Source organism: Kangiella sp., from assembly GCF_014762745.1.
Classification (GTDB): domain Bacteria; phylum Pseudomonadota; class Gammaproteobacteria; order Enterobacterales; family Kangiellaceae; genus Kangiella.
This window is the reverse complement of record NZ_JABURJ010000010.1, coordinates 1-8,219: the sequence shown is the minus strand read 5'-3', so window position 1 is coordinate 8,219 and position 8,219 is coordinate 1. Positions and strand designations below refer to the sequence as shown.

General features: G+C 45.1%; 8 protein-coding genes and 1 tRNA gene. All 9 read right to left on the bottom strand.

The window, feature by feature from the left end; translation table 11 throughout:
* Positions 1 to 1,695 precede the first annotated feature (1,695 nt).
* The 9 genes from HUJ19_RS00195 to HUJ19_RS00155 all read right to left on the bottom strand — a co-directional run bounded on the left by HUJ19_RS00195 (position 1,696) and on the right by HUJ19_RS00155 (position 8,088).
* Positions 1,696 to 2,076: a hypothetical protein gene (locus HUJ19_RS00195; RefSeq protein ID WP_290621559.1), complete on the bottom strand. Its 381-nt coding sequence runs from the start codon at positions 2,074 to 2,076 to the stop codon at positions 1,696 to 1,698.
* A 4-nt stretch (positions 2,077 to 2,080) separates the two neighbouring features.
* The gene (locus HUJ19_RS00190; protein WP_290621558.1) at positions 2,081 to 2,272 is read right to left on the bottom strand and encodes an AlpA family transcriptional regulator; all 192 of its coding nucleotides are present in this window, start codon (positions 2,270 to 2,272) and stop codon (positions 2,081 to 2,083) included.
* Between the two features lie 83 nt (positions 2,273 to 2,355).
* Complete coding sequence (locus HUJ19_RS00185) at positions 2,356 to 2,985, bottom strand: hypothetical protein (protein ID WP_290621557.1); 630 nt, start codon at positions 2,983 to 2,985, stop codon at positions 2,356 to 2,358.
* Positions 2,986 to 3,092: 107 nt separating this feature from the next.
* On the bottom strand, positions 3,093 to 3,545 hold the full coding sequence (locus tag HUJ19_RS00180) for a hypothetical protein (RefSeq protein WP_290621556.1): 453 nt from the start codon (positions 3,543 to 3,545) through the stop codon (positions 3,093 to 3,095).
* A 12-nt stretch (positions 3,546 to 3,557) separates the two neighbouring features.
* Positions 3,558 to 4,811 carry an integrase domain-containing protein gene (locus tag HUJ19_RS00175; RefSeq protein ID WP_290621555.1) on the bottom strand — a complete coding sequence of 418 codons (1,254 nt, stop codon included), beginning with the start codon at positions 4,809 to 4,811 and terminating at the stop codon, positions 3,558 to 3,560.
* A 202-nt stretch (positions 4,812 to 5,013) separates the two neighbouring features.
* A tRNA-Met gene (locus HUJ19_RS00170) sits at positions 5,014 to 5,090 on the bottom strand.
* 455 nt (positions 5,091 to 5,545) lie between these two features.
* Positions 5,546 to 6,637, bottom strand: a complete 1,092-nt coding sequence (gene ychF, locus HUJ19_RS00165) for a redox-regulated ATPase YchF (protein WP_290621554.1) — start codon at positions 6,635 to 6,637, stop codon at positions 5,546 to 5,548.
* Between the two features lie 30 nt (positions 6,638 to 6,667).
* On the bottom strand, positions 6,668 to 7,261 hold the full coding sequence (pth, locus tag HUJ19_RS00160) for an aminoacyl-tRNA hydrolase (RefSeq protein ID WP_290621553.1): 594 nt from the start codon (positions 7,259 to 7,261) through the stop codon (positions 6,668 to 6,670).
* A 140-nt stretch (positions 7,262 to 7,401) separates the two neighbouring features.
* On the bottom strand, positions 7,402 to 8,088 hold the full coding sequence (locus HUJ19_RS00155) for a 50S ribosomal protein L25/general stress protein Ctc (RefSeq protein ID WP_290621552.1): 687 nt from the start codon (positions 8,086 to 8,088) through the stop codon (positions 7,402 to 7,404).
* Positions 8,089 to 8,219 lie beyond the last annotated feature (131 nt).

Here is an 8,219-nt window from a genome sequence, read left to right as displayed (position 1 = left end):
ATCAATTAAAACAATGGGTTAAAGACGAAATGGGCTAGTTATCTGGATCAGCCCCTAATTTTTTATACTTGTTATGAAGATAGCAGCCGTCATAAGATTAAATTAGAAGAAAAAGACAGAAAGGATCTAAAAGATAGTTTCGTTAACTGGTTTAACCGGGAATTTATAGAACCACATGTTAGCGTTTTTTCTGGTGAGTTTAACGATCCAATGCAGCTATTATTTAGGTACTTGGACTGTGTTTCAGGTACAGAACAGTTAAACAAATATCTGTATGGGTTACTTATAGAGAACGACAATTATCTTCTTTCTTTCATCACTCACTTTCCTTTGAGAAATGATAGAGATTATATTTTAAGTTTGGAAAAGTTATTGTCAAAATCTTATATTTGTAAGTTAATGGAAAAATGCAGAGCGAGCACAAATAGTGGGATAAGCCGTTGGTTCAGAGAGTTGCAAGTACTTCTAGGTGAAGATTATTGCTCAGAAATTGTAAAGGAGCTTTGATCTTAATATCTCCTTCGTTTGAAATTAATGGTGTCAGAGTAAATTAAATCCTCATCTTGGACTTACCGTGGACTTACAAAATCCCAGCCAACAAAAAAGGCTTACAGATTTCTCTGTAAGCCTTTCTTTTATATGGTATATGGGTGGACTTGATCTAATGTTCTAACTGATTGTTAAACAAGGATTCTCTGGTTCAATAAACCTTAGCTACTACCATGCGTACTACCATTTTCCCCCGCTTGCAGTCACCATAAAAAAAGTTTCCGGGGTGGTGTCTTTGTCTGGTTAAATGCTTTTAGGTTCTTCCTGGTTTATTGGTTATGAGGGTGCGCGGCTTCGCGTGGTTTTGATTGTGTGTGGCTTTTTGGTGGTGTTCAGCATCAGCACCCCCTACCAGCTACAAAGGCTTAAAACGTCATTTTCAAATTTTGCGGATAAAAAAATAACACTTGGGGCGCGGTGTCCGTTCTGAATGGCTCAAGGTTTCGCACCACCCCCTACCCATTCAAAAGCTATTTTCTGAAATGCCCGCGCAAAAAAACGATTTGTGGCGCGCTCTAGGGAAAAGGTGTGAAAAGTCAGTAAACGCCCCCCTGTTATTGTTTGTTTAATCAACTAAAGGGCTAATGCTTTATTGAGTGTATGGTTAATATAAAGGAATACAGTTTCTGTATAGATAAAAGCCCCAATTTAGTACAGTTTCTGTATTAAGTTAGTACAGTTTCTGTATAGATAGGCGGGCTTTCTATACATATTCTGTATTAAGTTTAGCCATTGCTATACAGATTCTGTATTGGGGTTTCTATTTTTTCTTGAATAACATTGAGGGGGTGCGGGTAGGCTGGCAATCTAGCTTACCGCTACATTCATCAATAGCCAGCCATGTTACCGCGTACAGTGAACACCTACCCGTATAACCTTTTCTGGTTTCCTCAATCCAGCCTTTTTCTATTAACCCGCGTCTAGCTTTATTCAAGGTGGTAGGGGAGTGCCAGCCACGCCTTTTCATATCAGACCAAGTACAAGATAAATCACCATTATTCTTGCCGTTGTATTGTCTGAATAGCTGAAACAATAGCTTAATTTCAATGGGGTCTAGTATGTCGATTTCTGGCGAATGTGCTATATGCCAGGGATAACCAACAAAGCGCCCCTTTACTTTTTGTGCTCTGTTACCCACAGCAAGCCCTAAGCCTTACTAAATAGCGGGGTAGCGTTTCGCTGTTTGCGCCAGGTGTCGATCAGCTTTTTTGCCGTTTTTATGCTGGCTTCATCACTGAGCCTGTATCTAACAAACTGCGTGGGCGTTCCTACTCTACAAGTCACAGTTTCCCTTTCACCACCAATAATCAATTTATGATGATTTCTAAACATACTGATCATGGAGTGTAGGGCGGTTTCACCATAAAGTCCGTTGGCTTCCAGTGTGTTTAAACCATTAGTGCCAGCATTGAGTAAAGCCAGTAAGCAGGTTTCTTGCTTGGTGGCTGGTTTCGGCTTAATATGATTAGGCTGTTTTGGATTTGGGGTGCTATCTGTAGCGGGTGCGCCCCTTTTCTTTATACTCATTGGCTTACCCTCCTTGATTCGCTTCTTGAATTTTTTGCTCAATCCATTCGTTTATCTGCTGTTCACTCCAGCCTACAGCGCGCGCACCAAGCGAGATGGGTTTAGGGAAAGTTCCCTCATTAACAAAGCGGTAGATAGTCGAGCGGGAAAGTTTAGTTTTCACTATGACTTCATTAAGTCTTAATATCGTACTCATTTATAAACCCTCTTAAAGTGTGTTGAGAAAGTACGGTATTAAGTATTAAAGGATTTCGTTTTGTCGGGTAGACCTGAGATTGTTCAGTTTTGAGGGGCAATCTTTGGGTACTGTTTTCTATAGCTCCTTATTCTTTCGCGGGCTTTTGCTTTATCGTGCGGGATATTGTGGACTCCACAAGCATTTAATATCTTTGATGCTAATTCGGCTGAGTTCATCAGGCCATAACCTGGATTGGCTTTTTCTATTATCTCTGCTACATCAGATAGCAACTCTCTTTCATGGTATTTAGGCTTTTCCCCTACAATGCTTTGGCCTATATATTTCTTATTGCGGATATGAGCAAAATAAACTTGGTACTCTGATAGTTTTTGTTTGAACTGCCTTAACTCTCCAAAGGCTTCGTTTAATTCATATCCTTTTTTGTCGGTAAGTAGTTCGATAAAAAACACTTTGAAAGATTCTGGTAAACGGTCTAGATCATCTTGTAATTCTATAAGGCCATTAACTATTCGTTTGATGTGTTTTGCGGTTTTGTGATCGGGCGGGTTTGTTGTATGAAATTCTTTAACTAATTTATATCTACCTAAAAGAGTACCTATACTCTCAATCAGTCTAGGGCTGTCTGAAAAATTTTGAATTAGCTTTACAGCTCCAGGGGATAGAGTGCTATTAACCCAGCCCCCTGTTTTTTGTTTTTCAAGTTTACTCATAACACCGCCTTTTAGTGTCTGGCCTTGTGGGTAATTAACCAGCCAACCTATAAGGCTTTAGGCTTTCGGGAGCTACCCTAGACTGGTTAAATCTTTTGGGGTGGTGCTTATGCTCTCTGGCTCGATACAGCACCCCATTGATTGCCATATTTTCTTATCAGCTTTGCGCCTGTTGTCCTGGCGTGTTGGCTTGCTTCATCAAGTGTTCTAAATAGCTTTGTTGGCTTGATGCTCTTCTGGTTCGCTTCGCACCACTTGGCTACCTGTTTAATCCTTGCCTGGTCAGCTTGGTTAAGTTTGCTTATGAGCAAGGGGCTTTTGATAGCTTCGCTGGCTTTGATGCTATAGGCGCTTGGTAATGCCTTATCAGCAAGAACTAACTCAAGTTCAAAAGCGGTTCTTTTCTGCTCATTGTTGTTGTCATAGATGATATGTAAGCCATCACCTTCCAGCCGTTCCCCTTTGGGTAAAAAATCAGTCAGGGGGTGGATACCTTCTAGCTTTGCTCCGTATAGCTTCGCCCACCCTTTGCCTGTTTCTATTGCGTCATTTTTTGTCATGTTTGATTACTCCTATTTCACCACCGTTAAGCCTTTAGCACCTGTCAGACTCAAGTTGCCAATAGATGCTTGCTCGATATGCTCAGACCACCAAGCCATAACTTTTACCCTTTGTTCCAGGTATTGAGTGCGATTGTATGCCTTTCGCACTTCGTTTTTATCTATGTGAGCTAAACAGGCTTCTATCACGTCACCATTAAAGCCTTGCTCATTTAGGGTGGTGCTGGCGAGGGCGCGTAAACCATGCGATACCAAGCGACCTTGAAAGCCCATTCTTTTTAGTGCCATGTTTACTGTCTGGCTACTCATTGGCTTTCTAGGGTCTTTATCATTTGGAAAAATAAAATCTCTATGTCCGCTAATGGGGCGCATGAAGTCGAGTAGGGCTAGGGTTTGCTTTGTGAGTGGAACTATATGCTCTCGCTTTTTCTCCTTGCGTCCTTTCATACGTTCAGCAGGAACAACCCACAGCTTTTGTTCAAAGTCGATTTCTGACCACTTAGCGCCTACCGCTTCATTAGGTCGGGTCATAGTGTGTAACTGCCATTCAACAAGGCATCGGGTTTGATGTTTGATATTGGCGCGGTTTAGGGCGCTCATTAAGTCGGGTAGTTCTTCCGGCTTTAGTGTTGCCATGTGTTCCCGTACTGGCTTCTTGAAAACTTCGCCTATGGCTTGTGCGGGATTACTCACAATCAGGCCATAATTGACCGCGTAATTCATAACCCCGTTCAGGTATTGAATGGCGCGCTTTAAGGTTTCCAGCTTGTTTAGATCTTCTACTGGCCTTAGTGCGCTAATGAAGTCAGTGGCTTTTAAAAGGTGTACGGGCTTATCACCAAGCGAGGGCAGAATATACAGCTCAAGGATTCGCCTGATTTTTGCGGTATAGCTGGGGGTTACTTTGTTGCCTTTACTATCCAACCATTTATCCATCACCACCCTAAAAGTATTGGTATAGGCTTCCTGCTGGGCTTTCTCTAATTCGTCTTTGTACTCTTTGGGGTCTATGTCTTGCGCTACCAGGCTTCGATATTCATCACGTTTCTTTCTGGCTTGTTTAAGGCTGGTTTCAGGAAAGCTACCAATGCTGATCATGGTGCGCTTTTGTGTGAAGGGTTTACGGTAATTAAGAAACCAGGTCTTAGCGCCTGAGGGGGTTATTCTGAGCATCAATCCTTTGCCGTCATTAAGGTCATAAACCTTGTCTTTCGGCTTGGCTTTTTGTACCTGTGTAGCGGTCAGGGGTAGGACGGGTATTGCCATAGTAAAAGTATCCCTAATTGTGCTGTTTTGGTAGTAGCGCAAAATCTGTAATGCTTCGCTACTACCATTCATACTACCAAAAAAGCGGGATTCGGCAACACAAAAAAGGACGCTCTAAAGCCTTAAAAGAGCCTAAGCTATTGATATTGCTTGTCTTTCAGGCATAAAAAAAGACGCCCTAAGACGTCTTGATTTATTGAAATGGTAGCTATGGGTGGACTTGAACCACCGACCCCAGCATTATGAATGCTGTGCTCTAACCAGCTGAGCTACATAGCCATAATTCAGTGGCGCGTATTTTCGTGATTTGGGGGCTTGTTGTCAAGCCTTTGTCTTTAAAAAGTATCGCGAAAATTCTGGCCTGGGTTCGCACTAATGGTATTCGCCCTTAAAAGGCTTCCTTTGGTCATACTAATGTTTACCAAGAGAAAGAGCAGATCCTGAATCAAGTTCAGGATGACATGCTTTTGAGATGGGCACTTACTTTGGTCGCCTGAATTACCTAAAGGTATTCCCTTTGGTCACAGTTCAGGCAGGCAATTCTCCCAGAATTGCCACTGCATTCCCCACATCCTTGTGGGTCAGATGACATGCTTTTGGGGTGTGCACTTTCTTCAAGGGCGGGCACATTGGCACTGCCCCTACCAAGCTATTCAGGTTGGTTGTCCGTACAAGGGCAGGCGCTGCCCTGAGATTGCCGCGTCACTTCGTTCCTCGCAATGACGAAAATAGGCTTAGACGTTGAATCGGAAGTGCATGACGTCGCCGTCTTGGACGATGTAGTCTTTGCCTTCTAGTCGCCATTTACCGGCTTCTTTTGCGCCTGCTTCGCCGTTTCCTGCGATGAAGTCGTCGTAGGCGATGACTTCGGCGCGGATGAAGCCTTTTTCGAAGTCGGTGTGGATGACGGCGGCGGCTTGTGGTGCTGTGGCGCCGATTTTAACCTGCCATGCGCGAACTTCTTTAACGCCTGCGGTGAAGTAGGTCTGTAGGTTGAGTAGGCTGTAACCGGCGCGGATAACGCGGTTGAGGCCTGGCTCGTCCTGTCCTAGGTCGGCGAGGAAGTCTGCTTTGTCTTCGTCGTCCAATGCGGCGATTTCAGCTTCGATAGCGGCGCAGATTGGCACTACTTCTGAGTTTTCGCCGGCGGCGAATTCGCGCACCTGGTCGAGCAATGGGTTGTTTTCAAAACCGTCTTCGCTGACGTTGGCGATATACATGGTGGGTTTGTTGGTGATGAGCTGGAATTTACGCATGATCTTTTGCTCATCTTTGTCCAAGTCCAGACTGCGCAGGGCGTTGCCTTCGTCGAGGCAGGCTTTGGCTTTTTCCAATACGGCCAACTCTGCTTTGGCCTCTTTGTCGCCGCTCTTGGCGATTTTGGCGGTTTTCAGAATACGTTTTTCAACCGCTTCGAGGTCAGCCAGCGCTAACTCGGTGTTGATGGTTTCGATATCGGCGATAGGGTCAACTTTACCGGCAACGTGGACAACGTCGTCATTGGCGAAGCAACGAACCACATGGGCAATCGCGTGCGTTTCGCGGATGTTGGCAAGGAATTTGTTACCGAGGCCTTCGCCTTTTGAGGCGCCAGCAACTAAACCGGCGATATCGACGAATTCCATGGTCGCGGGCAATACGCGCTGTGGATTAACGATTTTGGCCAGGGCATCAAGGCGCGGATCAGGAATCGGTACCACGCCGGTGTTGGGTTCGATGGTGCAGAATGGGTAGTTAGCTGCGTCAATACCCGCATCGGTCAATGCGTTGAAAAGTGTTGATTTACCAACGTTAGGAAGTCCTACAATACCGCAATTTAATGCCATGACGTCAATCTCTTTGAGTTGTGTTGCGTGTTAACTGGCGGGCGGGGTGACGCTGTGCAGACGATGCACGGCTTTATCCCAGTCGCCATTCAAAAGGGTGCCGGTTTCGCGTACCGCTTCATCAATCGCGAGGATGATGGCGTTGCGGTCTTCCGGACTGGGCTTACTGAGCACATAGCCTGTGACCTGGCTTTTATGGCCCGGATGGCCAATGCCGACTCGTAAGCGCATGAATTCTTTATTGTTTCCAAGGCTGCTGATGGTGTCGCGCAGACCATTGTGGCCGCCGTGGCCACCGCCTTTTTTCAGTTTTAATGTGCCGGGATCGATATCCAGCTCATCGTGGGCGACTAAAATCTGTTCCGGTTCGACTTTATAGAAGTTGGCGACGGCCTGAATGGCTTTGCCGCTAAGGTTCATAAAGGTGGTTGGGATTAGCAGCATGACCTCATGGCCATCGATGAATCCTTTGCCGAACAAACCGTGGAACTTGCTTTCAACTTTGAGTGGAATCGAATAGGCGCGCGCGAGTTCCTCCACATACCAGGCTCCGGCATTGTGGCGGGTGCCTTCGTATTGTGTGCCTGGGTTAGCCAGACCGACAATTAACTTGATGCTGGACACTGCGCAATTTCCCCAAAGTTAAGAAAAGTTAAATTTAAAAAAGGGCTTTAAAGAAAAGACCCCGAAATGGTTGCCCTTAAAAAGGATTTCGAGGTCTTATCATAGCCAGAAAAGGCCGATTTCGCTAAGCAGTCAAAGAATTATTCTTTGTCTTCGCCTTCGTCATCACCTTTCTGTGCAGATGCTGGAACTTCTGCTGCTGCTTCATCAGCCGCTTCCGCTTCTGCTTCAGCTTCTTCATCTTCCGATGGGCCACTTGGACGAACGATGTTAGCTACTGACAAGTCATGCTCTTCGCCTTGAAGTGCTGTTAGTTCAACACCTTCTGGCAATTTAAGGTCAGACATGTGAATAGTTTCGCCGATTTCCAACGCGCCCAAGTCAACTTCGATGTACTCAGGTAGGTTACGTGGACGACACGCTACTTCTACGCTAGTGACCTGGTGAGAAACGATACCGCCAGCTTTAACGCCAGGAGCTGATTTCTCGTTGATGAAGTGCAATGGAACCGTCGCGTTCATGATTTCGCCACGAACGATACGCTTAAGATCCATGTGCAGAACTTTTGGTTTGAAAGGGTGACGCTGAATGTCCTTGATCACGACTTCTTCAACAGTACCGTCTATATCCAATTTGATGATTGAAGAATAAACAGCTTCTTCATCAAGCATATTGATGATCTGGTTGTGATTTAAAGAAATAGATTTAGGTTCTTCCTTACCACCGTACACGATAGCAGGGATTTGATCTGCTTCACGACGTAGGCGGCGGCTCGCACCTTTCCCCATATCGCTACGCAATTCAGCGTTAAAAGTAAATTCGCTCATTGTGTTACTCCACAAGTTGAGGGTTAGTATAAACCTGGCTTCGCGACCAAAGACAGGCATGAATTCTTGGGTTTGGGGTCGATTTGACCGGATTGGCCCAAAAATGGTGCGAAATTATACAACAGCAAGGG